This is a genomic window from Thalassospira sp. UBA4513, from assembly GCF_002388495.1.
GTDB classification, from domain to species: Bacteria; Pseudomonadota; Alphaproteobacteria; order Rhodospirillales; family Thalassospiraceae; genus Thalassospira; species Thalassospira tepidiphila.
Genome location: NZ_DGMR01000011.1, coordinates 20,336 through 43,949 on the forward strand (window position 1 = coordinate 20,336; position 23,614 = coordinate 43,949).

Annotated in this window: 24 protein-coding genes; 11 read left to right on the forward strand and 13 right to left on the reverse strand. The window is 54.9% G+C overall.

Annotated features, from left to right (window positions below; translation table 11 throughout):
- Both B2T33_RS04380 and B2T33_RS04385 read left to right on the forward strand, forming a co-directional pair.
- Positions 1 to 476, forward strand: a 476-nt coding sequence (locus B2T33_RS04380; RefSeq protein ID WP_286791243.1) for a methyl-accepting chemotaxis protein, incomplete at its 5' end; no start/stop codon positions are given.
- Positions 477 to 729: 253 nt separating this feature from the next.
- On the forward strand, positions 730 to 2,430 hold the full coding sequence (locus B2T33_RS04385; protein WP_197145149.1) for a methyl-accepting chemotaxis protein: 1,701 nt from the start codon (positions 730 to 732) through the stop codon (positions 2,428 to 2,430).
- A 95-nt stretch (positions 2,431 to 2,525) separates the two neighbouring features.
- Here B2T33_RS04385 and B2T33_RS04390 read toward each other — a convergent pair whose 3' ends face one another.
- The 7 genes from B2T33_RS04390 to B2T33_RS04420 form a co-directional block, all read right to left on the reverse strand.
- Positions 2,526 to 3,104 (reverse strand): YceI family protein, encoded by a 579-nt coding sequence (locus tag B2T33_RS04390; protein ID WP_197145150.1) that lies wholly within the window; start codon positions 3,102 to 3,104, stop codon positions 2,526 to 2,528.
- Position 3,105: 1 nt separating this feature from the next.
- Positions 3,106 to 3,660 carry a cytochrome b gene (locus B2T33_RS04395; RefSeq protein ID WP_197145151.1) on the reverse strand — a complete coding sequence of 185 codons (555 nt, stop codon included), beginning with the start codon at positions 3,658 to 3,660 and terminating at the stop codon, positions 3,106 to 3,108.
- Between the two features lie 105 nt (positions 3,661 to 3,765).
- Positions 3,766 to 4,359, reverse strand: a complete 594-nt coding sequence (locus B2T33_RS04400) for a YceI family protein (protein ID WP_197145152.1) — start codon at positions 4,357 to 4,359, stop codon at positions 3,766 to 3,768.
- Positions 4,360 to 4,659: 300 nt separating this feature from the next.
- On the reverse strand, positions 4,660 to 5,109 hold the full coding sequence (locus B2T33_RS04405) for a DUF2155 domain-containing protein (RefSeq protein WP_120224964.1): 450 nt from the start codon (positions 5,107 to 5,109) through the stop codon (positions 4,660 to 4,662).
- A gap of 8 nt (positions 5,110 to 5,117) precedes the next feature.
- Positions 5,118 to 5,360, reverse strand: a complete 243-nt coding sequence (locus B2T33_RS04410) for a hypothetical protein (RefSeq protein WP_008891461.1) — start codon at positions 5,358 to 5,360, stop codon at positions 5,118 to 5,120.
- Between the two features lie 132 nt (positions 5,361 to 5,492).
- Positions 5,493 to 5,945, reverse strand: coding sequence for an outer membrane lipid asymmetry maintenance protein MlaD (mlaD, locus tag B2T33_RS04415; protein ID WP_008891460.1), 453 nt, complete (start codon positions 5,943 to 5,945; stop codon positions 5,493 to 5,495).
- Between the two features lie 201 nt (positions 5,946 to 6,146).
- Positions 6,147 to 6,509, reverse strand: a complete 363-nt coding sequence (locus B2T33_RS04420) for an NADH:ubiquinone oxidoreductase subunit NDUFA12 (protein WP_008891459.1) — start codon at positions 6,507 to 6,509, stop codon at positions 6,147 to 6,149.
- 949 nt (positions 6,510 to 7,458) lie between these two features.
- Here B2T33_RS04420 and B2T33_RS04425 point away from each other — a divergent pair.
- From B2T33_RS04425 to B2T33_RS04435, 3 genes are all read left to right on the forward strand, one after another.
- The gene (locus tag B2T33_RS04425; RefSeq protein ID WP_008891457.1) at positions 7,459 to 11,163 is read left to right on the forward strand and encodes a vitamin B12-dependent ribonucleotide reductase; all 3,705 of its coding nucleotides are present in this window, start codon (positions 7,459 to 7,461) and stop codon (positions 11,161 to 11,163) included.
- A 98-nt stretch (positions 11,164 to 11,261) separates the two neighbouring features.
- A complete protein-coding gene (locus B2T33_RS04430) occupies positions 11,262 to 11,831 on the forward strand; it encodes an isochorismatase family protein (protein ID WP_286791244.1) in 570 nt (189 codons plus the stop codon).
- A 130-nt stretch (positions 11,832 to 11,961) separates the two neighbouring features.
- Positions 11,962 to 12,171 (forward strand): DUF3185 family protein, encoded by a 210-nt coding sequence (locus B2T33_RS04435; RefSeq protein ID WP_286791245.1) that lies wholly within the window; start codon positions 11,962 to 11,964, stop codon positions 12,169 to 12,171.
- A gap of 87 nt (positions 12,172 to 12,258) precedes the next feature.
- Here B2T33_RS04435 and B2T33_RS04440 read toward each other — a convergent pair whose 3' ends face one another.
- A complete protein-coding gene (locus B2T33_RS04440) occupies positions 12,259 to 13,311 on the reverse strand; it encodes a helix-turn-helix domain-containing protein (protein ID WP_286791246.1) in 1,053 nt (350 codons plus the stop codon).
- 300 nt (positions 13,312 to 13,611) lie between these two features.
- On the opposite strand from B2T33_RS04440, the gene B2T33_RS04445 reads away from it, so the two are divergent.
- Together B2T33_RS04445 and B2T33_RS04450 are read left to right on the forward strand one after the other, a co-directional pair.
- On the forward strand, positions 13,612 to 14,439 hold the full coding sequence (locus B2T33_RS04445) for a DODA-type extradiol aromatic ring-opening family dioxygenase (RefSeq protein ID WP_286791247.1): 828 nt from the start codon (positions 13,612 to 13,614) through the stop codon (positions 14,437 to 14,439).
- A 47-nt stretch (positions 14,440 to 14,486) separates the two neighbouring features.
- Positions 14,487 to 14,909, forward strand: coding sequence for a secondary thiamine-phosphate synthase enzyme YjbQ (locus B2T33_RS04450; RefSeq protein ID WP_197145156.1), 423 nt, complete (start codon positions 14,487 to 14,489; stop codon positions 14,907 to 14,909).
- 18 nt (positions 14,910 to 14,927) lie between these two features.
- Here the strand turns inward: B2T33_RS04450 and B2T33_RS04455 are convergent, their stop codons facing one another.
- The 3 genes from B2T33_RS04455 to B2T33_RS04465 all read right to left on the reverse strand — a co-directional run bounded on the left by B2T33_RS04455 (position 14,928) and on the right by B2T33_RS04465 (position 18,289).
- The gene (locus B2T33_RS04455; protein ID WP_286791248.1) at positions 14,928 to 15,548 is read right to left on the reverse strand and encodes a TetR/AcrR family transcriptional regulator; all 621 of its coding nucleotides are present in this window, start codon (positions 15,546 to 15,548) and stop codon (positions 14,928 to 14,930) included.
- An 86-nt stretch (positions 15,549 to 15,634) separates the two neighbouring features.
- On the reverse strand, positions 15,635 to 17,305 hold the full coding sequence (locus tag B2T33_RS04460) for a phosphoethanolamine transferase (protein WP_286791249.1): 1,671 nt from the start codon (positions 17,303 to 17,305) through the stop codon (positions 15,635 to 15,637).
- Between the two features lie 90 nt (positions 17,306 to 17,395).
- The gene (locus B2T33_RS04465) at positions 17,396 to 18,289 is read right to left on the reverse strand and encodes a DMT family transporter (protein ID WP_286791250.1); all 894 of its coding nucleotides are present in this window, start codon (positions 18,287 to 18,289) and stop codon (positions 17,396 to 17,398) included.
- 269 nt (positions 18,290 to 18,558) lie between these two features.
- On the opposite strand from B2T33_RS04465, the gene B2T33_RS04470 reads away from it, so the two are divergent.
- Positions 18,559 to 19,023, forward strand: a complete 465-nt coding sequence (locus B2T33_RS04470; RefSeq protein ID WP_286791251.1) for a RidA family protein — start codon at positions 18,559 to 18,561, stop codon at positions 19,021 to 19,023.
- A 65-nt stretch (positions 19,024 to 19,088) separates the two neighbouring features.
- On the opposite strand, the gene B2T33_RS04475 is transcribed toward B2T33_RS04470, so the two are convergent.
- Positions 19,089 to 19,943, reverse strand: coding sequence for a LysR family transcriptional regulator (locus tag B2T33_RS04475; protein ID WP_286791252.1), 855 nt, complete (start codon positions 19,941 to 19,943; stop codon positions 19,089 to 19,091).
- Between the two features lie 152 nt (positions 19,944 to 20,095).
- Here B2T33_RS04475 and B2T33_RS04480 point away from each other — a divergent pair, with 152 nt between their 5' ends.
- Both B2T33_RS04480 and B2T33_RS04485 read left to right on the forward strand, forming a co-directional pair.
- Entirely contained in the window at positions 20,096 to 20,719 is a 624-nt protein-coding gene (locus B2T33_RS04480; RefSeq protein ID WP_286791253.1) for a LysE family translocator, read from the forward strand.
- Positions 20,720 to 20,804: 85 nt separating this feature from the next.
- Positions 20,805 to 21,722 (forward strand): NAD-dependent epimerase/dehydratase family protein, encoded by a 918-nt coding sequence (locus B2T33_RS04485; RefSeq protein WP_286791254.1) that lies wholly within the window; start codon positions 20,805 to 20,807, stop codon positions 21,720 to 21,722.
- A gap of 5 nt (positions 21,723 to 21,727) precedes the next feature.
- Here B2T33_RS04485 and B2T33_RS04490 read toward each other — a convergent pair whose 3' ends face one another.
- A complete protein-coding gene (locus tag B2T33_RS04490; RefSeq protein ID WP_062957772.1) occupies positions 21,728 to 22,054 on the reverse strand; it encodes a DMT family transporter in 327 nt (108 codons plus the stop codon).
- Between the two features lie 265 nt (positions 22,055 to 22,319).
- On the opposite strand from B2T33_RS04490, the gene B2T33_RS04495 reads away from it, so the two are divergent.
- A complete protein-coding gene (locus tag B2T33_RS04495) occupies positions 22,320 to 23,510 on the forward strand; it encodes an FAD-dependent oxidoreductase (protein WP_286791255.1) in 1,191 nt (396 codons plus the stop codon).
- Positions 23,511 to 23,614: the final 104 nt, after the last annotated feature.

Here is a 23,614-nt window from a genome sequence, read left to right on the forward strand (position 1 = left end):
CCAACCTGCTGGCCCTGAACGCCACCATCGAGGCGGCACGTGCCGGTGATGCAGGCAAAGGCTTTGCCGTGGTCGCAAGCGAGGTCAAAAACCTTGCCAACCAGACCGCCAAGGCGACCGAGGAAATCAACCAGCAGATCCTCTCGGTTCAGAATGAAACCGGCGAAGCGGTTGAGGCGATCCGCCTGATTTCAGAAACCATCGCGCAGGTCGCCGATAGCTCAACCGCAATTGCGGCTGCTGTCGAAGAACAGCACGCCGCGATTGGCGAGATTTCGCGTAACGTTCAGCAAGCCGCTGATGGCACCAGCGAAGTCTCCCAGCGGATCGAGACCGTCAACCAAAATGCCGGTCGCGTATCGTCTGGTACCAGCCAGTTGGCCCAGTCGGCCGAAAAACTGGTCGACGAAGCAAAGTCGCTTGATGAGGCGGTTGAACACTTCCTTGCCGATCTGCGCAAACGCGCAACCGACTGATCCGCATCAACACGCAAACCATCCGAAAGGCTAGGGCAGAAATGCCCTAGCCTTTTTTGATGGCTCCGAAACTTATAAAGGACATTCAGTCAAAAACTTAAACCAATATTACCCGCCCATCAGTAAGTGCCATTTCGACGTTTCACTATCCGCACAACTACACTTTTGGCTAATCTCTCTTGCATGCAGATCAAAAGCACACCAATATATTCGTATATTTTGATCAACAAGCCGCGTCTGGCGGAGGAAACACATGCTTGGCAATCTAAAGATTGGTTACAAAATCGTCATCTTGTCTGTCATCGCGCTTGTGGGCGTCATCGTCGTTGGCGGGCTTCAGCTCTCCACTCTGCGCGATGCACTCCTTGAAGATCGCAAGGACAAGATCCGGTCCACCACCAACTACATCACTTCAATCGCGCAGTCCTATCAGGACAAGGTTGATGCTGGTCTTCTTAATCAGGAAGACGCGATCAGCCAATTCTACGAGTTGGCCGGTGCTGGCAAATATGACGGCAAGATCGGATATTTCTTTGTCTTTGCGACCAACGGCATAACCGAGATGCACGGCGCCAATCCAGCACTTGTCGGCAAAAGCCTGAACGACGCACAGGATTCCCAAGGCAATTATTTCATCCGCAATCTGATCGCGTCCGGTAACAAGGCAGGCGGCGGTTTCTCGTCCTACTACTGGCCCAAACCCGGTGAAGATGAAAAACTGACCTTCGAAAAGCTGTCCTTTGCCGAACCCCTGCCATGGGGCTCAATCATCGGTACGGGTATCTATATTGATGACGTCGATGCGGCTTTCCGTGAACAGGCAACATTTGTTGTCATCATTGGCGGTGGCATTCTGTTGATCCTGACCCTGGCCGGGCTGGCCATTGGTCGCGATATCACCGGCGGACTTAAAACCCTTTCCGCCCGGATGCGGATTATCTCGTCAGGCGATCTCGAAGGCGAAATCGAAGGCCAGGGCCGCAAGGACGAAGTCGGCGACATGGCACGCACCGTGGTCTCCTTCCGCGAGCAGGCGCTTGAAAACCGCAAGCTTCAGGAAAATCAGCGTGCGCTTGAAGAACAAGCCGAAGAAAATCAGCGTAAAGCCGTGATGGAAATGGCCGATTCTCTTGACGTCAAGGTCAAGGGTCTGATCAGTTCGATCTCCAGATCGATCAAGGACATGCAATCGGCCACCGATGAAATGCGCAGCGCAACCAACATGAACAGCGAATTGTCGGCTGCTGTTGCCTCGGCAACCACCCAGACATCAAGCAATGTTCAAACAGTCTCCGCCGCGACCGAGGAACTGTCCGCATCCTCCGATGAAATCGCCCAACAGATTGCAACCTCGGCAAATATCGCCAATCAGGCCAATGAACAGGCGACCCGCACCAACCAGACCGTCACCGGCCTGTCCGAGGCCGCCCAGCGGATCGGCGACGTCGCAAGTCTGATTGGTGACATTGCCGAACAAACCAACCTGCTGGCCCTGAACGCTACCATCGAGGCCGCCCGTGCGGGTGATGCAGGCAAGGGCTTTGCGGTTGTGGCAAGCGAAGTCAAAAACCTTGCCAACCAGACCGCCAAGGCGACCGAGGAAATCAACCAGCAGATCCTGGCTGTTCAGAACGAAACCACCGAGGCGGTTGATGCCATCCGTCTGATTTCTGAAACCATCGCCCAGGTCGCTGACAGCTCAACGGCGATTGCGGCTGCGGTCGAAGAACAGCACGCCGCCATCGGCGAGATTTCACGCAGCGTTCAGCAGGCAGCTGACGGCACGCGCGAAGTATCCGAACGCATCGAGACGGTTAACAGCAACGCTGGCAAGGTATCTTCGGGCACCAACCAGCTTGCCAGTACGGCCGAAAAACTGGTCTCCGAGGCAGTCGCCCTTGATGACGCTGTTGAGGCCTTCCTTGATAACTTGCGCAAAAGCGCAACCAAATAAACGCACACACCAAGTAATTCAGGACACGTGCAAAAAAGCCGCCCCGGAGCATCTCCGGGGCGGATTTCTTTTCGGATGGTCAAGCGTGTGCCCAGTTACGGACGCGTGGCCTCGATCTCGATTTTGATGGTCACAGCGTCACCAACCTGTGACGTGTCCTGCCATTGGCCCTGCCCGACACCAAAGTCCGTGCGGTTAATCGTCACTGTCCCTTCGGCTTCGGCTTTGTTGCCTTCGATCTCAAGATCAAACGGCAAGGTCACTTCGCGGGTGACATCACGGATCGTCAAATCAGCAACCGCTTCGTACTTGCCCGGCGCAATTTCGCTAAAGGACTTGGTGGCAAACCTCGCAGTCGGCCATTGTGCCGCATCAAACCAGTCTGGCGAGACGATTTGACTGTCACGGTCGCCATTGCTGGTATTGACCGATGCAATATCAATCAGAACCTCGACCGAGGACCCGGCAAGGTCATCGGTTGAAAAAACGATATCGGCTTCAAAGGATTCGAACTTGCCTTCAAACTCCGCACCAAGCTGGGTTCCGGTAAATTCAATTTCGCTTTCGTTGGCGTTCACCACCCATTGGTCGGCGGCCAGTGCTGCCCCGGAAAAACCGGCGATGGTCGTGGCAAGTGCCAATGCAGGCAGCATTTTGCGTTTCATCTGAAACATGTCAGTTTTCCTCGAGTTTGCCGGGCAACATACGCCGCAGTGTCGCGTCGCGATCCCAAAAATGATGTTTGAGTGCCGCCAGAAAATGAACACCGACCAGTCCGGCAACCGCCCAGGACAACAACCAGTGCACTGTGCGCAAGGTTTCAAACAGTTCCTGATTGGGCGACACAAGATTGGGCAAGGTAAACAGGCCAAAGACGCTGACAGGGAAGTTCGCGGCCGACGACATGGTCCAGCCGGTCAACGGCATGGCAAACATCAACAAATACAATCCCAGATGTCCGGCCTTTGCCGCCAGACGTTCGATCTGAAGTTTGCCAAGCTCATGCGGGCTTGGTTCACTTACGCGCCAGATAACGCGCAGGATCACCAACGCCAGAACCGTTATGCCAAGTGACTTGTGGCGCGATATCCATTCCAGCTTTTCCATCCCCAGCGGCAGGAAATCCATGTACCAGCCAATCGAAAAAACGCTGATGACAAGAAGCGCCATCACCCAGTGAAAGGTCTTGGTCACCGCGCCAAAGGCTTGCTTCGTACTGCGAATTGTCATAACCGGCTTTCCTTGCTGCCTGCCCATGTCTTGCCCGGGTCTGAAATGTGATGTGCGCCGCAGCAAATTTGCCACAGCGCACACCCGAAATCCAATAAAGCCGGATTACTTCTGCTTCAGGAATTCCGAAGAAATCTGAAGCGTTACTTCGTCACCAACGCCCGGCACGAGGAAGTCCATGCCGTAATCCGTACGGGTCACAACACCGTCTGCCGAGAAACCGACAACTTCATCACCGGTCATCGGATGGGTGCCTTCACCGCTAAGGCTAACGTCAAGAACCAGCGGCTTGGTTTCGCCAAGAAGGGTCAGGTCGCCCGTGACGGTTGCCGCATTGTCACCAACCAGCTCAACCGAGGTGCTGGTAAAGGTCGCGGTCGGGAACTCTTCAACATTGAAGAAATCGGCAGTTTTCATATGGTTATCAAGCGCCTCGACACCGCTGTCGATCTGGTTGAGATCAATCGTGATGGTAGCAGATGATGCCGACGGATTTTCGCGATCAAGGGTCAGCTCGCCGGTAACACCGTTAAAACGGCCCTGATAATCGGAGAAACCAAGATGGTTCACGATGAACAGAACACTGGTGTGGGTCGGATCCAGTTTATAGGTGTCGGCCGCCTGGGCCGAGAAAGCCGCACCGGAAAGACCGGCAACGACTGCCAGCGTTGCGCCAGCTTTTTTAATCGAGTTAAACATTTTGAATTCCCTCATGTTCACAAGGTGCAAAGGCTCATTGCACCGCAATAAATCGTGATGTGAGGATGACAGGCCTACCCTGCGCTCTCAAGCCAACGAAACCGCAACACATATTTTCGGTTTTGGAAACAATGGCAAAAACATTCGCCATATTCTTGACAATATAGTCCCAATCTCACCGAAACGGCTGGCCGCGATACCGTTGGTTTTTCGCCAATCCTGCAAAATCATGCAGCCGCACCACAAAAAAAGCTGACCACATTTGCGGTCAGCTTGTTGCCAATCTGGATATGATCGGATTTATGGCTGCTCCGGGGCGGCCTGGCCTTGCGGGGCGGATTCGCCACCGTTGGCATCGCCCTCGGCCGGATCAAGACATTCTTTCAGCCATACATCATAGACCGGATGTTCAAGGGCCGACAAACCGGGACTTGATGCGAACATCCAACCGGAAAACAGATCTTTGCGGGGTGTATTGCCATCTTCGCGAATGTCGGCAATATCAAGGAACGTCGCACTTTCTGGCAGTTCTTCCGGGGGTGTTCGATAACACGCATCCACCCGGATTTCGAGTGTACCGAAACGCGCAACCTGCCCGACTGGCACCTCAAAGGTCGAAATGCGGGCAGTAATTTTATCCAAGCCCTGCAACTGGGCAACCGGGGCCGGGCGATAATCAAGCGCCGAAGACGCCGTTCCGATCATTGCACATGTCGAACAAATCGCGGCAATCGCAAAGGATCGTTTCATTGTGGTCTTCAGTCCTGTTCGTCGCTTTTGTTATAGGGATTATGCAGTTCGGCAACCAGATCGCGCATCACATTACGGAACTGTTCTTCGTCACAGCCCATCAGAAGCGCATCTTCAAGCGCGTCCTGCATGATCTCGCGCAGTTCGCCGAAATTGTCATTGAGAACCTTGATCTTTTCCACGCATGAAAGCGGCGAGCCATCGCTGGCCTGCCAGGTGGGAAAGTGATCAACATTTCCGGTCTTTTTCATCAACCGCTCCGACATTTGAGGCAAGGCAGGTCTCTGTTTGACTTTGACCGACGCCTTGCTGCGTTCTCTGCGTCGCACCTTGCTGTGCAATCCCGGCAAAATCATGGCCGCTTATCGCCGGCCTCTGATCAATCAATTATCGCTGTTGGTCGAAGAATAGATAACCTGACCAATAAGATCTTCAAGGTTTACCGACCCTTGGGTGAACTCAATTTCGCCACCGGCCTCGATCATGTCGATATCCCCGCCCGGCTCAAGCGAAACAAATTTGCCACCCAGCAATCCGTCAGACGCAATCTTGGCAGAACTGTCCATCGGCAAGGCCAGATCGGATCGCACCGACATCTTGACGACCGCCATATATGTATCGGGATCAAGTTCCTGGGCGGTCACCGTTCCGACGGTAACACCCGAAACACGAACGTCATTGCCAACAACAAGACCATCAATGCGATTGAAGCTGGCCATGATTTCATAGCCTTCCACCGTACTGATCCCGGCGCGTGAATAGGAATAGGCCGCAAATCCGACCGCAACAGCGATCACGGCAGCACCGGCAATGGTTTCAATCAGTCTGTTGCTCATCGACCTTATCCGTTCTGTATCTCTTTGAGACTTAGGGTCAGGACCCTATACTGTATTGCCCCGCCCCGAAAAACAACCACCCAAAAGACAACCGCCTAAAACGGGTCATCGGGAAACAGAATTCAGGCAAAACATATCGAAAACACAAACGGGCGCGAGTTGCCCCGCGCCCGCCTGTTAATCGGTATTCTTTTGGATCAATCAGCCTTCCGGCGACCAAGCCTGATAGTCACCGGTCGCCGGTGCACGCTTGCCACCACTATATTCGTGGCCCTTCGGACGATAGGCATGCTTGGTGCCCGTCAGGTTCGGCTGGTGTTCTTTCTGCCAGTCATAACGGTCTTCGGCCTTTTCAGACAGCGGCGCATCAAGGGTGTAATGCAGCCAGGCATGCCATTCAGCCGGGACCTTGGATCCTTCGACGACACCTTTGTAAACAACCCAACGCTTGGTGCGACGACCCTTTGCCGGAGTCTTTTCGGTGTAATAGGTATTGCCGAAACGGTCTTCGCCAACGCGCTTGCCAAACAGCGCAGTATAAATACGGGTGCCGACGGTGGCCATGTTGGGTCTCTCTCCAGATCTGGTTTGTCCGCCTGCTTTACGCGATGGCGGCAAAAGGCAGTACAGCGTGTTTGGTGATACACCCTGTCAATCAAGTGACTTATATGTCGTGATGTTCGTGGAAAGTCAATGTTTCAGGGCCCCGCAATCAACAATCCCAAGACAATTTATATCTGTTGGCAAACCGGCTCCTCGCCCTGCCCCGCGCACGAATAAATCAGCGCCGGCCTTTCATGGAAATTTCCGTCTAAAAACAACCCACAACTGCTTGTGGGGCGACGACTCTTTGATCCATCTACATCTGGGGGCTTTGTCCACCTCCTTATCCACAATGCGCCCCATATATGTAGTAGGCCGCATGGCTTGCTCCCCTTGCCTTTTCACACAGATCCGAAACAAGACTTTCATATAAATATCAAACTGTTATCATTGGTTTCCATGCTACGAAAAACCATGTGGTGCCTAATTTTCAGCTTGGCACTGGAAATGGAATGAAAACGGCGTTAGCTTGATCAAACGTTGGGTGGGTTTAATGCGTTCCCACACAATATGTAGTCCGAGTCTTAGGACCGACACACAATCGCGCTGCGAAACAAATCGCAGTTTTCCGGGCCTCCCGGACCGATTCAGAGATTGTTAACGAGAATCCCACCAGCATCGAATCAACAAGACAGCAATCAACCCACTACATGTTGTGGTAAAAATTACTGTCAACCACAAAGATTAGTGGACTGTGGCGAAATTTTGCCATTATAGTCTTTCCCACGGACCGGATGGTTCCAAGGGGGGACCAAACCACCGAATACCCATACCTGCGGGCTCTGGAAATGCTGGAAAATATCGGCATCAGGGGCAGCGCAAGAGCATTGAGCAAACTATATAAAGTCAGGCGATGTTGGCGCATCACCAGATAGCGCCCTGTTACGTCTGATCAGAACCGGAGCAGACCATGCGGATTACCAGAAAATTCACTCAGGAAGGTGTCAGCCCTTACGCCGACATCGAATTTCGTAAGTTATCATCTGTCATCAAAAACCCGGATGGTTCCGTTGTTTTTGAGATGAATGACATCGACATGCCCGCCTCCTGGTCACAGGTCGCGAGTGACGTTCTGGCACAGAAATATTTCCGCAAGGCCGGTGTTCCGGTTGCCCTTAAACCGGTCAAGGAAAAGGACGTCCCGTCCTGGCTCTGGCGTAAGACCGCTGACACTGCCAAGCTTGACAAAATGCCGGCTGAAAAACGCTACATCAGCGAAACCAGCTCGACCCAGGTCTTTGACCGTCTGGCAGGCACCTGGACCTATTGGGGCTGGAAAGGCGGCTATTTTGACGCCGAATCCGATGCGCAGGCTTTCTTTGATGAAATGCGCTATCAGCTCTCCCACCAGATGGGTGCGCCGAACTCGCCGCAGTGGTTCAACACTGGTCTGCACTGGGCGTACGGCATTGATGGCCCGGCACAGGGTCACTCCTATGTTGATTTCAAAACCGGCGAACTGACCAAATCGGCAAGCTCGTATGAGCATCCGCAGCCGCATGCCTGCTTCATCCAGTCTGTTGCCGATGATCTCGTCAACGAAGGCGGCATCATGGACCTGTGGTCACGTGAAGCCCGTCTGTTCAAATTCGGCTCCGGTACCGGTTCTAACTTCTCCAACGTACGTGGTGGCGGTGAAAGCTTGTCTGGCGGCGGTCGTTCTTCCGGCCTGATGAGCTTCCTGAAAATCGGTGACCGTGCTGCTGGCGCCATCAAATCGGGTGGCACCACCCGTCGTGCTGCCAAAATGGTTGTCGTTGATATCGACCACCCGGACATCGAAGAATATATTGATTGGAAAGTCGTCGAAGAGCAGAAAGTTGCTGCCCTCGTCGCCGGTTCCAAACTGGCTGAAAAGCACCTGACAGCTGTTCTTGCTGCTTGCACCAACTGGGACGGTGCCGCTGACTCCGAGGATCGCTTTGTACCGCGCGCCAACCCGCAGCTCAAAGAAGCTGTCTTGGCTGCCCGCGCTGTGATGATCCCGGATTCCTATATCAACAAGATCATCGAATTCGCCCGTCAGGGCTTCACCGAAATCAGCTTCAAGACCTATGACACCGATTGGGACTCCGAGGCATACCTGACCGTTTCGGGTCAGAACTCGAACAACTCTGTTCGTGTGTCGAACGATTTCCTTCAGGCTGTTCTTGATAACGGTGACTGGGAACTGATCCGCCGTACCGATGGCAAAGTTGCCAAAACCATCTCTGCCCGCGATTTGTGGGACAAGGTCGGTGAAGCTGCCTGGGCGTGCGCTGATCCGGGCATCCAGTACGACACCACGATCAACGAATGGCACACCTGCCCGAACTCGGGTCGCATCAATGCGTCCAACCCGTGCTCGGAATACATGTTCCTTGACGATACCGCATGTAACCTCGCATCGCTGAACCTGATGAACTTCCGTTCTGATGACGGCGGCGTGGATATCGAGGCCTATGAACATGCTGTCCGTCTGTGGACGGTTGTTCTCGAAATCTCGGTTCTGATGGCGCAGTTCCCGTCTGACCGTATCGCAGAACTCTCCTATCGTTACCGTACCCTTGGTCTTGGCTATGCCAACATTGGCGGCCTTTTGATGAGCATGGGCATCCCGTATGACAGTGACGAAGGCCGTGCGATTGGCGCGTCCCTGACCGCGATCATGTGTGGTGTTTCCTATGCAACCTCGGCTGAAATGGCCAGCGAACAGGGTGCGTTCCCGGGTTATGCCGACAACGCGGCTGAAATGCTGCGTGTCATGCGCAACCATCGCCGTGCCGCTTACGGCGAACAGGAAGGCTACGAAGGCCTGTCGATCAATCCGGTTCCGCTGGTTGCGGCTGACAGCCCCTATGCCGACCTTCCGGTTGCCGCCCGTGCAGCCTGGGACAAGGCGGTCGAGCTTGGCGAAAAGCATGGGTATCGTAACGCCCAGACCACCGTTATCGCGCCGACCGGCACCATTGGTCTGGTCATGGATTGCGACACCACCGGTATCGAGCCTGACTTCGCACTCGTGAAGTTCAAAAAGCTTGCTGGTGGCGGTTACTTCAAAATCATCAACCGCACCGTTCCGGTTGCGCTTGCAACGCTCGGCTATACCGAAAACCAGATCCGCGACATTGAAAAATACGCGGTTGGTCATGGTACCCTGGTTGGCTCGCCGTCCATCACCCATGATGACCTGAAAGCCAAGGGCTTTGACGACGACGCCATTGCCAAGGTTGAAGGTGCTCTGAAGAACGCATTTGATGTCAAATTCGTCTTCAACAAATACACCTTCGGCGATGATTTCTGCGTCAACCAGCTTGGTCTGGATGCCAAGGCAATCAACAGCATGGACTTTGACATGCTGGCCGCCCTCGGGTTCGATAAAAAACAGATCGAACAGGCAAACACCTATGTTTGCGGTGCGATGACCCTTGAAGGTGCCCCGCATCTGCGCGACGAAGACCTTGCTGTCTTTGATTGTGCAAACCCGTGCGGCCGTATCGGCAAGCGTTACCTCTCGGCTGAAAGCCACATCCGCATGATGGCCGCGGCACAGCCGTTCATCTCGGGTGCGATTTCCAAAACCATCAACATGCCGAGCAGCGCAAACATCCAGGATTGCAAAGACGCTTACATGCTGTCCTGGCGTCTCGGCCTCAAAGCCAACGCGCTGTACCGTGATGGTTCGAAACTCAGCCAGCCGCTGAACTCTGCCCTGGTCGAAGAAGACGATTACGCTGATCAGCCGACCGCTGCCAAGGCAGCCCAGGCGTCCGAGCAGATCGTTGAAAAAATCATCGAACGCGTCATTCGTGGCGACCGTCGTTCCCTTCCGGGCCGCCGCAAAGGCTACACCCAGAAGGCGACCGTTGGTGGACACAAGGTTTACCTGCGCACCGGTGAATACGAAGACGGCAAGCTTGGTGAAATCTTCATCGACATGCACAAGGAAGGCGCTGCTTTCCGCTCGTTGATGAACAACTTCGCAATCGCGGTGTCCATCGGCCTGCAGTATGGCGTGCCGCTCGAAGAGTATGTCGAAGCCTTCACCTTCACCCGTTTCGAGCCGTCCGGCATGGTTTCCGGCAACGATGCGATCAAGATGGCAACCTCCATCCTTGATTACATGTTCCGCGAACTTGCGATCTCCTATCTTGGTCGTAACGACCTCGCCCACGTTCAGCCGTCCGACATCCTTCCGGATGCCGTTGGCGAAGGTGTCAGCGAAGGCGACCTTGGTGAAGAAGCCAAGAAAACCGGCGATCAGGCGATTGAAACCATCCGCAAGGTGGCATCAAGTGGCTTCGTGCGTCGCAACCTCTATGTGGTTGATGGCGGTGTACAAACCGAAGAACGCGTCGTGGAAGTCAAATCCACCGGCACCGACGGTCATGGCCACAGCCACGAAACCACTGCAAGTGCGACCACCGCTGCACCGTCGGCACCGCAGAACAATGCGATCCTGACCACCAGCGAAGAAGTCATCGCCAAAACCGATGCCAAGATGGAACAGATCCGCGAAGCCCGCATGAAAGGCTACGAAGGGGATGGTTGCCCGGATTGCGGTAACTTCACCCTGGTGCGCAACGGCACCTGCCTGAAATGTGACTCTTGTGGCGCGACCACCGGTTGCTCCTAAGGGGTCTGTCCCTTCCGAACATCTGATGTGATCAGCAGACCGGCCGGGGATTTTCCCGGCCGGTTTTGTTTTGGCCCATTTATTGACGGAGTGTCCCCATGTCCCTGCCCATCCTCGACAACGACACCGCCCTAATCGTCCTTGATGTGCAAAAGGCCATTGATGATCCGCGTTGGAATTCCAAAAACAATCCCGGCTATGCCGATGTGATTGCAAAACTGTTGTCGGAATTTCGCGCAAGAAACCTGCCCGTCATTCACGTGCGCCACGAAGAAGCCAACCCGGCCTCAAGCTTCTATGTCGATGGCCCCGGCCAACCGTTCAAGGACGAAGCATTACCCATCGACGGCGAAACCGTCATTGCCAAACAGCAAAACTGCGCTTTTGTCGGCACATCACTTGAAAAACATCTGCATGACCGCGGCATCAAACGCCTGATCTTTACCGGTGTGGTTATCCATAATTCCATGGATGTCACCATCCGCATGGCCCATTGCCTTGGTTTTGAAAACTGGCTTGTGCTAGATGCCACCACCGCGATCGATGTGACGGACGCCAACGGCAAGACCTTCGCGGCACAGGACGTGTTTGATCTTTATGCCGCTGTACTGGCCTCGGAATATTGTTCGCTGACCCAGAGTTCTGATGTGATTTCCGCATTGTCCTGATTGAACGTGCTCCGTCGGGAACAAGCATCGGGATCGTGCGTTATCTTTTCTGTTCAATATGTTGGCGCCTGCCATGCCCCCTTGCACAGGGCGGTGCCAACCAAAACAGATAAAGACAGGAGCAAACATCATGTCCCTTGGCCGTATTCTGGGCGTTGTCGCCCTTGTAGTCGGTATTGCCCTTTTGGTGACGGGCTATAACGCATCCGAAAGTGCTGTGGATCAGCTTTCGGAAACTTTCCTTGGCCGCTATACCGACGAAACGGTCTGGTATCTGATTGGCGGTATTGCCAGCGCGATCGGTGGCTTGCTGTTGCTCATCATGGGTGGCAAACGATAAGATTTCCGCCACTGTCCACGGCACAGGCCCGTGGGCAGTGGCAACAATTCCCAGCCTATCCCTCTCTATCTTCCTCAGACCGCCGCATTACGCCAGCGTATGCAGCCAGTGCTCATAGCGCTTATCAACACCATCACCAGCATGGTACGCATGCGGTCGATGTCCGGCCCTGACATCACCTGGCGTGACACCATATTTCGCGCGAAACGCCCGGATAAACCCGGCATCGGTTTCATAGCCACATTCCAGCGCAATGTCATACATTGACCGCCGCCGTTCTTTGGGGTCGCCCAGCAGTTTCAGGGCATGGCGCAACCGCATTTCACGCAGATAGTTTTTAACCCCGCCATGTTTTTCAAACAGCTGATAAAGGCTTGATCGTGACAGGCCAAGGTCATTGGCGGCCTTGTCCGCGGTCAATTCCGCAGCAAACAGATTTTGCCGAAAATATCGCCGGATCATCACACCTTTTTCGATATCACGGCGCATTGCATCGGTGGAACGGGTCCCTCCGTCTGCGGCATTCAGGCAGGCCGACAGCATCATGACGATCGTTTTCTGCAACACAGATATTTCATGATCGGCAAGCTCGTTGATATAGCGATTAAGCGCCAGAATTTGCTGAAACAGGATGCTGACCAGCGGGTCACGCTCTGACAGAAAACGCAGATTGTGATCATCAGGATGGGTCAGATGATCCTCGACCAGATGCCGTGGCAAAAACAGATGCATCGATTTAAAGCCATCGCTGGTCTGTGCCTCGGTCCGCTGCGAAAGATCAAGCAGCAGCAACCCACCGGGTTGAAGAACATCCCCGCCAATGCCGATCTCGGATTTTACCCCGCCATCGGTGTAAAGCTGGATGTTGTAATGATCCATCCCGTCGGCCGCGATCATTTGCGATGTGCGCGAAAAACTTTGTGAACAGCTTTGCGCCTCGATCATCAGAAGGTCGCGATGCCGCCATGAATTAAGGTTGGCCACAAAACCTGCCTCGCGGGTTTTGCGATCCATTTCGACACTGTAAATACAGTTGATGCTTTCTTTCCAGATCTCGAACTGTTTTGCTCTTGGCAGCTCGCCAAGCGAAAAACGCGACCTTTCAAGCAGCGCAGACTTGGGGTTTGTTTGATGCGTCATACCTTGACAGCCATATGTGGAAAACTCTTCCTGTTTTTACCCTGCGCCTATTTCTTTCGCTTTTCAATGGGCTTCTTATGCCAACGCATAGGGTCACCCTACTTTGCACCCCTTCCCAAATATCCCTGTTTTCCAACGCAAGACCGCAGAAAATATGGCTTAAAGGCCCCTTTCAGTGTTTCCCTGAAACAAACAAAACCGGAAAATGGCAACAGACTGTTGACGAACGGTGACTGGTCAAGGCCAGATGCGACACGCATATTCAATTCAAATGGTTGAATAGCCCGATGAGGTATTCCAATGACTGATCCATCAGCAAACACCGACAGCACGGCACAAAGCCTGGCGCCAATGTTTATTTCCCATGGCTCGCCAATGCTGGTGGCGCGTCAAAGCACCCCGGCTTTCCATTTCTTTGTCGATGAGCTGTCGAAACTGACCGATGGCGTGCGTGCCATTGTCATGATCTCGGCCCACTGGCAGACCGAACGCCCGACGATCTCGACCGCGCAACGCCAGGAAACCATTCATGACTTCTATGGTTTCCCGCAGCCGCTTTATCAGTTGCACTATGATGTGGCGGGTGACCCGGAACTGGCAGAACAAATCGCCGCGCAAATCGGCAGTGAGACCGATGCAAAACGCGGGCTTGATCACGGGGCCTGGATGCCAATGATCCTTGCCCGCCCGAATGCAGACATTCCGGTCTTTCAGCTTTCCATGCTGGGTCACGGTGGCCCGCGCGAACATTTCGAGCTTGGTAAAAAGCTGCGCGGTTTGCGCGATCTGGGTGTTCTGGTGGTCGCAAGCGGTGCGATGACGCATAATCTGCGCGCGCTTGATCGCAACGAAGGCGCGATTGACCCGTGGGCAAAGGAATTCACCAACTGGATGGTGGAAAAGATCAAGGCACGCGATATCAACGCCCTGCTTGATTACAGAAGCCTCGCCCCCCACGCCGCCATGGCCCATCCGGACGACGATCACCTGATGCCCTTCTATGTTGCGCTGGGTGCTGCATCGGATGATTTCGAACCCGATCTGCTTCATGACAGTTACGAGTTCGGCAACCTTGCCATGACCGCCCTTCGCTTCTACGATCCGGGTGAGCTCAAAACTGCGGCCTGACGGAATTCGATATTGCTCCCGTCCGGCTGCCAAGCCGGACGGATGTCATGCTTTCTCAAGATCAGATCACTCTTGAAATCACCACCAGCGGTCAGGGATTGTACGAAGTCACCGAACCGATCCAGTCATGGGTGGCCGGGACCGGTCTGGCGCGCGGGCAGCTGACCATCTTTGTGCGCCACACCTCGGCCAGCCTGACCATTCAGGAAAATGCCGATCCGGATGTGCGCTTTGATCTTGAAACCTTCTTTGGCCAGTTGGTGCAGGAAAATCCCAGCCTTTATCGCCATACCTGCGAGGGTCCCGATGACATGCCCGCCCACATCAAGTCGTCCCTGACCGATGTGTCGCTGACCATCCCGGTATCCAATGGCCGGGCCGTGCTTGGAACGTGGCAGGGGATCTATCTGTTCGAACATCGCCGTGCGCCCCATCATCGCAAGGTCACCCTGCATCTGATCGGCGAATAGGCTTACGCGCTTATGTCGTTATGCCGCCAAGTGCGGCTCGGACGCCCAAAGCCCTCTGACCTGCACTTCAAGCAATTCACGCAAGGTTCCGCACATATCCTCGCAGTCAAAGTTCTGCGTACTGAAATGTTCGTGGATGGTGAATAAAAACAGCGACATCAGGGTTTTCTGGATCAAAACCGGTGGCAAGTCACGGTTGAGCTCGCCTGAAAGCTGCGCTTCCTCGATCAGGGCCTGAATGGCTGCAATCAATCCGCTGCTTTCCATAACGGCATGCACCGCCCCTTTTCTTGGTGAAAAGACAATCTGCTGCATGATCACCTGCCACAAGCCGGGATTAAGCCCCACCTGCGTGAAGCGATAGGACGCAACATGCATCATCTTGTCCACAAAGCACCATTCCGGGTCCATCGTATAAAGACCCTTTTCAATCGCCTCTGCCATCTGTTGCCCAACGCAGCAGATCAGAAGATCTTCCTTGGTCGGGAAGTGATTGAATATCGTCCCTTCGGCAACGCCGGCACGTTTTGCAATCTCTCGCGTGCTGACAGTGTCAAATTCCCCGGCACAGAAACAGTCACGCGCGGCATCAAGGATCTTCTGGCGCGTTTCTTCACGTCGCGCAGCTCGAATATTCATCAACGCCTCCGATTTAAATGAGCACACTCACTGAGTACACTCATTTAAATTACCGGATCAGGCATGTCAATTCCGGCTAAACGCCCTTACCGGCGTGCGGCGTGTATTACCGGCGCCCGACAGGCGGCAAAGATGTCTGTTTCCGGGCGATAAAGTCCGGTTGCAACATGCATCGCGCCCAGCACGGTCGAAAACAGATTGTCATGCGAAAAGCGGCCCGTTTGCGCCTGCGCTGCCAAGCAATCCCGCTCGATCCGGTTGGCATCGGCATAGCCATCCGACATCCAGATCATCATCGGCACCTTGGTTTGCTCCGAGGGGGCGAGCATGTAGGGCGCGCCATGCAGATACAACCCGCCCTCGCCCAGGGACTCTCCGTGGTCCGAAACATAAAGCAACACCACGTTGTAATCATCCTGATAGGCTTTCAGGTGTTCGGTCAGCTCGGCGACAACATAGTCGGTATAACGGATCGTATTGTCATAGGTATTGATCAGCTCTTCGGCGCTGCAATTTTCAATGTCACTGCGCGGGCAATCGGGGACAAAGGCCCGATGCTCGTCAGGATAACGCTTGTAATAGGTCGGCCCGTGGCTGCCCATCAGGTGAAAGGCAATCAGTTGATCATGCGGTTCACCGGATGCGACTTCCCCCTCAAGGCCGCGCAGCATCACCGCATCAAAGCACGTCCCCAATGCACAATCTTCGGGGAAATCATCGGGTGATATGTCGATATGGCGCACCCGGTCACACACCCCTTTGCAGCCCTCGTCATTTTCCTTCCACAGAACGTCAACACCGGCATGTGCCAGCACATCCATCAGGCTTTCACTATGGCGTGCAACGTCGCCGTCATAACCGGCATGATCCATCGGCGAAAACATGCACGGCACCGAAACTGCGGTTGCCGTGCCGCACGATGAGACATCCTGAAACGCCAGCATGCCGTCAATCTGGCTGGTAAAGGGCGATGTCGGGCGCGTGTACCCATTAGCCGCAACACTTTGGGCGCGTGCGGTTTCACCGATCACCAGAAACATCAAAGTCGGCTTGTTATCGCCGTCTGGCGCGACCTTGCGGGCATCCTGCCCGATGGTTTGAAACGGCATGTCGGCATAAAGATAGCGCCGCTTTACCAATTGGATCGTGCCGGCAATGTAGTTCGACGGCACGATCTCCTTACCCAGCACCTTGTGATTGCGCCCGACCGATGCGTAATCCTTGAAATAAAGCGATCCGATCCCGCCCAACACCAAAAGCGGCAAGATCATCAAAACCACCCGCTGCCCGATCCCGCGCAAAACCGTTTTCGGGAATTTAAGCGGCACAAGGATCAGCATCGCGGCCGGCAGAAGTCCGGTCACGGTAAACCACAATCCAGCCTGCAAATTGAAATATGAAAGCGCCTCGCCCTGATTGGTCTCGACCACGTTTTCGATCATGCCGCGATCAAACACGATGCCGTATTTCAACATCGCATAATGCGCCAGCGCACCCGTGATAATCAGAAAAACAAAGAACGGCTTGAACAGATAGCGCCAGGAAAACGGCGTAAAAACCACGAGTGATGCACAGATCAGAACAAACGGCGCACTGATCGCAAAGCCCATGTCATAATCGCCAAGGCCCGCCAGAATACCGTAAAAGTGGCTAAGGACCTTCCAGTTCAGAACCAGCGTGAAATAGACCGCGAGTGTTAAAAGGCCAAATCGATAATCAATCGGTGAAAGGTGCAAAAGGGAACGAATTCGACGCATCCGGGCATCCTTGGGGCAATGAACCATGCCCCTCGCATACCGTGCGAAGCTGACAACAAGCTGAAGTCACCCGGATTGCTTGCGGATCCGTCAGGCCGCCGCCCGCGCCCGCTTGCTGGCGCGCAGCCCCAAAAGGCTGTGAATGACAAGGGTGGTGATCACCACCGTCCCGCTGATCAGTGTCATTTCGTCGGGCACTTCATTGACAAACACCCAGACCAGAAACGACCCAAGGATCGCTTCATTAAGCATGATCAGGCTGACCTCGGCGGCCGGAATTTTGCGCGATGCATAGGCAATCAACAGGAAGGACACCGGCAACACCCAAAAGCCCAGCATCAAAAGCCACACCCAGTCCAGACCAATTGGTGATAACGGTTCGGCACCGGGCAGAAGGATCAGGGTGACGAGAAACGCACCAAACAACATGCCCTTCAGCGCATCAACTTCGGGCTTCGCCCCCAGCACATTGAAATAACCCGCCATACAGATCGCAGCCCCAAGGGCCAACATATCACCCAGCGCGTTTTTCCCGCCAAACCCGGCACTGAACATGCCAAGCAAGGCCACAAACACCACGACCGAGGCCACCCATGTCCGGATCGGCTGGGAACGTTTAAAGATAAACACGCCAATCAACCCGGCCAGAAGCGGCGTCGCGGCAATAATGATCAGGGTATTGGCGGCATCGGTATTGCGCACCGAAAACATGAAAAGCGTACAGGTCCCGCCGTAAAACAGACCGGTCAGCATTTCAAACCCGTTGGGCCGGATCGATTGCACGATGCCTTCGCCCCGCTTGGCCCCGTTCCAAAGGGCCACCAGCAAAAGCGCCACGGTCAAAAAGCCCAGCCGCCAGAACGCGGTTGTGAAATCATCGGCCGCAATCAGACGCAGCAAAAGCGCATCGGGCGACAGGATCACAACCCCCAAAAGGGCAATCCAGCCACCATGAACACTCCCGAACCGATCCCGCAACGTCATCTCACCCAACCCCTACGCGGTTTGCACCGCATCAAAATCCCAAAAACAAGGCAGCAGGTTTTCGCCGTGCTGCCAATAGCCCATTGTTACGGGCCTTTCCCCTTATGGCAATTCGATTTTATTCAACTGTTTGAAAGGATCGCGCAAACACTTGCCGCAACGCCCCTGCGCCCGATTGCATCGATACAAAGAAACTGTTTTGTTTGCCCCGCAACCCCGATAAATTGGGGGCAAATTTGAACATCTGCCAAGCAAAAGGATGGATCATCATGGCTGGTAAAATCGACGCTCATCTTGCCGATCTCGGCATCACCCTGCCGACTGCGACCGCACCGGTTGCGAACTATGTGCCCTATGTCATCTCGGGCAAGCTGGTTCATATTTCCGGTCAGATCACCATGGAAAATGGCGAGTTGAAATTTATCGGCAAACTCGGTGCCGAATATGACGTCGAAACCGGTCAGAAGGCCGCCCGCCTCTGCGCGCTCAACCTTGTTGCGCAACTCAAGGCCGCGATTGGCGATCTTGATAAGGTCACCCGCGTTGTCAAACTGAACGCGTTTGTCAATTCCGCCCCCGACTTCACCGATCAGCCAAAAGTCGTCAATGGCGCGTCGGACACCATGGTCGAAATCTTTGGCGATGCGGGCAAACATGCGCGCTCCGCTGTTGGCGTCGCCGCCCTGCCGCTGGGTGTTGCGGTTGAAATTGATGGCATTTTCGAAGTCGCCTGATCTTTCAATCAGCCGCCTCAATGCAACACCGATCAGCATCGCTGGTCGGTGTTTTCTTTTGGCCGTTACAACTGGTGAAAATGGGTTCGCACCATCTCGGCAAACACATCGCGCACTTCGTTATGCGCGCCGGTCTTTTCCATCAGGCTGATCGCGAACTTTGGTAATTCCGGCAATGCATCATCACGGCCCAGTGCTTCAAGATCATCGGGGATCGTGCCGACCAGAAACGCCGTGATCGACAAATCTGATCGCACCGTTGCCGCCGTTGCTTCGATATTGCCGCTTTCAAATACGCTGCGCCAGGCAATCCCCGCCTGATCAAGCGCATCAATCACCGCTGGTCGAAACGCACATTCACGACTAACCAGCGACACCGGCAGCGGGCGTTTTGTCTGGGCCTTGCCCGATTTTGCCCCGACCCACACCAGCGGTGCAATTTTAAGGAAATCACCCGTCATCTCCCCGACCGGCTCCTCAACCAGGGCAATATCAATCTCGCCACTATTGACCATGCTCCGCAGCTCCTGGGAGCTATGACACCGCAGTGAAAGCTCGATCCCCGGATAGTGATCGCAAAATTTGCGAAGTGGTGTGCGCATAAACGTGCCGACAAGATCATAAGGAATGCCGACGGTAAGCTTGCCGACATGACCCGCCCCGGTCATGTCCTGCCAAATCTCGTCATTGAGCAAAAGCATCCTTTGCGCCTTGCGCAGCAATTGCTCCCCATTCTGGGTCAGGCGCAATCCCTTGCGTGCGCGCTCAATTAACCCGCAGCCGAATGCGGTTTCAAGCCGCTTGATCTGCTGGCTTACCGCCCCTTGCGTCAGGTTAAGCACCTCTGCCGCACCGGTCATGCTGCCGGTTTCGGCGACCGTCACAAAGGCGCGCAACACCGCCACATCAAGGTTTCGCATGATATCCCCACCGATCCGGCCACAATATGATCAACACCAATTGCATTAACAAACGTAATGCCATCTATAATGAACATTCGCTTTTCTGATGCAAAGAATTGTTTTCTGATGTCCCCTGCCGCCCGGGCAACGCGCCACCACAGGACGATAGAATGATCGAAACACTGCTGCCGGTTTTATCCTTTACCTTGGCCGCGGCTCTGTCGCCCGGCGGGGCAACGACGCTTGCCACCGCATCGGGTGCGCAGTTCGGCTTTCGCCGTTCGGTGCCGTTCATCATGGGTATTTCAATCGGCATGCTGACACTGGCAGCCGCCGGCGCGCTTGGGCTGGCAAATCTTGTGCGCGCCTTTCCGGCGATTGAGCTCATCACCAAACTGATCGGCACCAGCTATCTGGTGTGGCTGGCCGTCAAGATCGCCATGGCTCCGCCACCACCCACCTCTGCGATTGCGCGCAACCTTGATCAGGACACCCCGACAGACAGCAAACCCATCCCGTTTCTGGGCGCCTTTGGCCTGCTGTGGCTGAACCCGAAAGGCTGGGCTGTCACCATCGGCGCGGCGGCGTCCTTTTCTGCCATCGCACAGGATCCGACCGAACTTGCAGTTATTCTGGGCAGTGCCTTTGCCTTTTCCGGCTTTTTGTCGATGGCGCTTTGGTGCGCATTGGGCTTGAGCCTGTCACTGTTACTGACATCGGATTGGCAGTGGCGCACGGTCAATGTGACGCTCGGCGTGCTTCTGATCGCCTCGATCATTCCGATGTGGCTTTAGAGCGCGACGCCTTCTAAAACCCTCTTGACCTCAACCCCGGTTCAGGTCGGACAAGGATCGCATCACATCCATATGGGGAAACAGAATGCGCGTCTTTGTCACAGGTGGGACCGGCCTGATCGGATCGGCCATCGTTGAAAAACTGATCGCTCATGAGCACGATGTCCTGGCACTTGCCCGATCACGCGCCAGTCACAAAATGCTGGCCGACCTCGGCGCAACGCCAATCCGGGGCGATATCACCAAGCCGACCGCCTGGGTGAACGACCTGCCCGATGTTGATGCCGTCATTCACACGGCCTGTGATTTTTCCGATCAGATGCCGCGCATTGATGCCAATCTGCTCGATCACTTGATCCCGGCCCTTCATCGCATGCCAGGCATGGTGCGCTTTCTCTATACCGGCGGCGTCTGGAGCTACCCGCAAACCGAACCGGGACAGATCGGCGACGAAACACTGCCCTTTGCTGTTTTACCCGAATTTGACTGGATGATTGCCGGGCTAAACCGCATTCTTGGCGATGAAAAACTCCACGGCATCATCATTCATCCGGGATGTGTCTATGCCACCGGCCGCCGTGGGCATACCGGCCTGTTTGAACGCGCCATCACCTCCGCCCAAAGCAGCAAGGTGATTACCATTGTCGGCGGCGACCATATTGATCAACCGATGGTCCATACCGATGATCTGGCCGATCTTTATTACCGTGCACTGACCAATGCCACCCCCGGTTCCAGCTATATCGGGGTTGCGATCAATGGTGTTTCAAACGACGCCGTTACCAAGCTGATCGCGAGCCACTTCGCCATTGAAGACTGCCAGTTTGAAACGATCAGCACACAAACCGCGATGAGCCGTCTTGGGAATTGGGCAGACGGGCTTGGTCATCATCAACATCTCAGCAGCGCGAAGGCCATGCGTGAACTGGGCTGGGACCCCAAACACCTTGATATCGAACAGGACATCAAGGCGTGTGCTGCTGCAATGATGGCCAAAAGTTAACGCCATTAACTTTCCGTGCTGATGGTCTTGAGCCCGACCACCCCGCCAATGATCATCAGCAACAATACCGCCTTAACTGCGGTCATCGGTTCCTTCAGGAACAACCAGCCAATCAGGGCGACCGATGCCGTGCCAAGCCCGGCCCACACCGCATAGGCGGTTCCGACCGGAATGATGCGCAGCGTCATCGACAAAAACCAGAAGCTCAGCCCATAGACACCAAGGCTTAATACCGTAAAGCGCCAATCGGTAAATCCATCCGAGAATTTAAGCGATATCGTCCCGATCACTTCAAGACTGATCGCAATAAACAGATATACCCAGGCGAGCATGATCTTATTCCTTGTTTTTGGGGTGGCGGCGGAAGGCGCTCCTCGCGGAAGGCACTCCCAAAATGGCCCAATTTTCCTTATGGGGCAATCCCCGCGCCCGCCTTATCGCCCCCCACCAAAATCGCCTTGCCGTAATCTGGATCAAAACGGATGGCAAAATCGTTGCGTATAGTGACCCAACAGGGCACATTGCCCGCAACGATTTGCCGGTCACGGCCGCACAGATGTGCGCGCTATCTCGGGCCAGAGAATGGGATAAACAGTCATGATCGAAACCGATATTCTGATTGCAGGCGGCGGGATCGCCGGAATGAGTGCCGCGGCGCGTTTTGCCGCCGATGGCCATCAGATCGTGATTGTCGACCCGGCCCCCTCTGACATCGGCGAAGGCACGGATTTGCGCACCACTGCCTTTCTAGAGCCGGGCATCGAGACGCTTAAAAAAGCTGGCGTCTGGGATGCCATCAAACCGACCGGGGCGGAACTTCGCGTCATGCGCATTGTTGATGCCGGCGGCACCGAACGCACCCCGCGCGAAACCGCCGACTTTGATGGTGCTGAAACCAAAAACGGTTTCTTTGGCTGGAATGTCTCAAACAAGGCGGCCCGTGTCGCCCTGATGGCGCGCCTGGCCGAACTTGATAATGTCGATTTCCGCTTTTCCACCACCGTAACGGCGTTTAAAGGCACCTCGCGCTTTGGTGAAGTAACGCTTTCGGATGGCCAGACCGTACGGGCCAAAGTCGTCATTGCCGCTGATGGCCGCAATTCATCGCTGCGCGACATGGCCGGGATCAAACACAAACGCTGGGCCTATGATCAAAGTGCGCTGGTGTTTGTCGTCACCCACAACAAACCGCATGACAACATCTCGACCGAAATCCACCGCACCGGCGGTCCGCTGACACTGGTCCCCATGCCCGACCTTGATGGCAAGCCCTGCTCGTCCGTCGTCTGGATGGTGCCAGCTGCCCGCGCCGATGAACTGAATGCCATGAGTGACGAAGCCCTGTCGGCCGAAATCACCCACGACACCATGAACCTGTTTGGCCCGCTGACCGTCGCAAGCCCGCGCGCCGTCTGGCCGATGATCTCGCAAGTGCCGTCGCGCCTGATTGCCGCCCGCCTTGCCTTGATTGCAGAATCCGCCCATGTCGTCCCGCCGATTGGCGCGCAAGGGCTTAACATGAGCCTGCATGACATCGAAACCCTGGCCGAACTGATGGCCAAGGCCAAACTGCATAATGAGGATATCGGCGCGACCCCGCTTCTGAAATCCTACGAACGCCGCCAGCTGCCCAAAACCGTCATGCGGGTCGGCGGCATTGATTTGCTCAACCGCGCCTCGATGTTCGAACCTAAAACCCTCCGCGACCTGCGCTATGCCGGCCTCACCGCGATTAACCGCATCGGCCCGCTCCGCAAACTCGCCATCAAGGTAGGGGTGGGCAAATAACCAAGCTCTGTCGCCCACCGTAATGTCTGGGCATGAACTACGGAGCCTCAACGGCAACACGCCGGCCATCCGCGCACGGTGCGAAAACTGTTCAACTGATACAG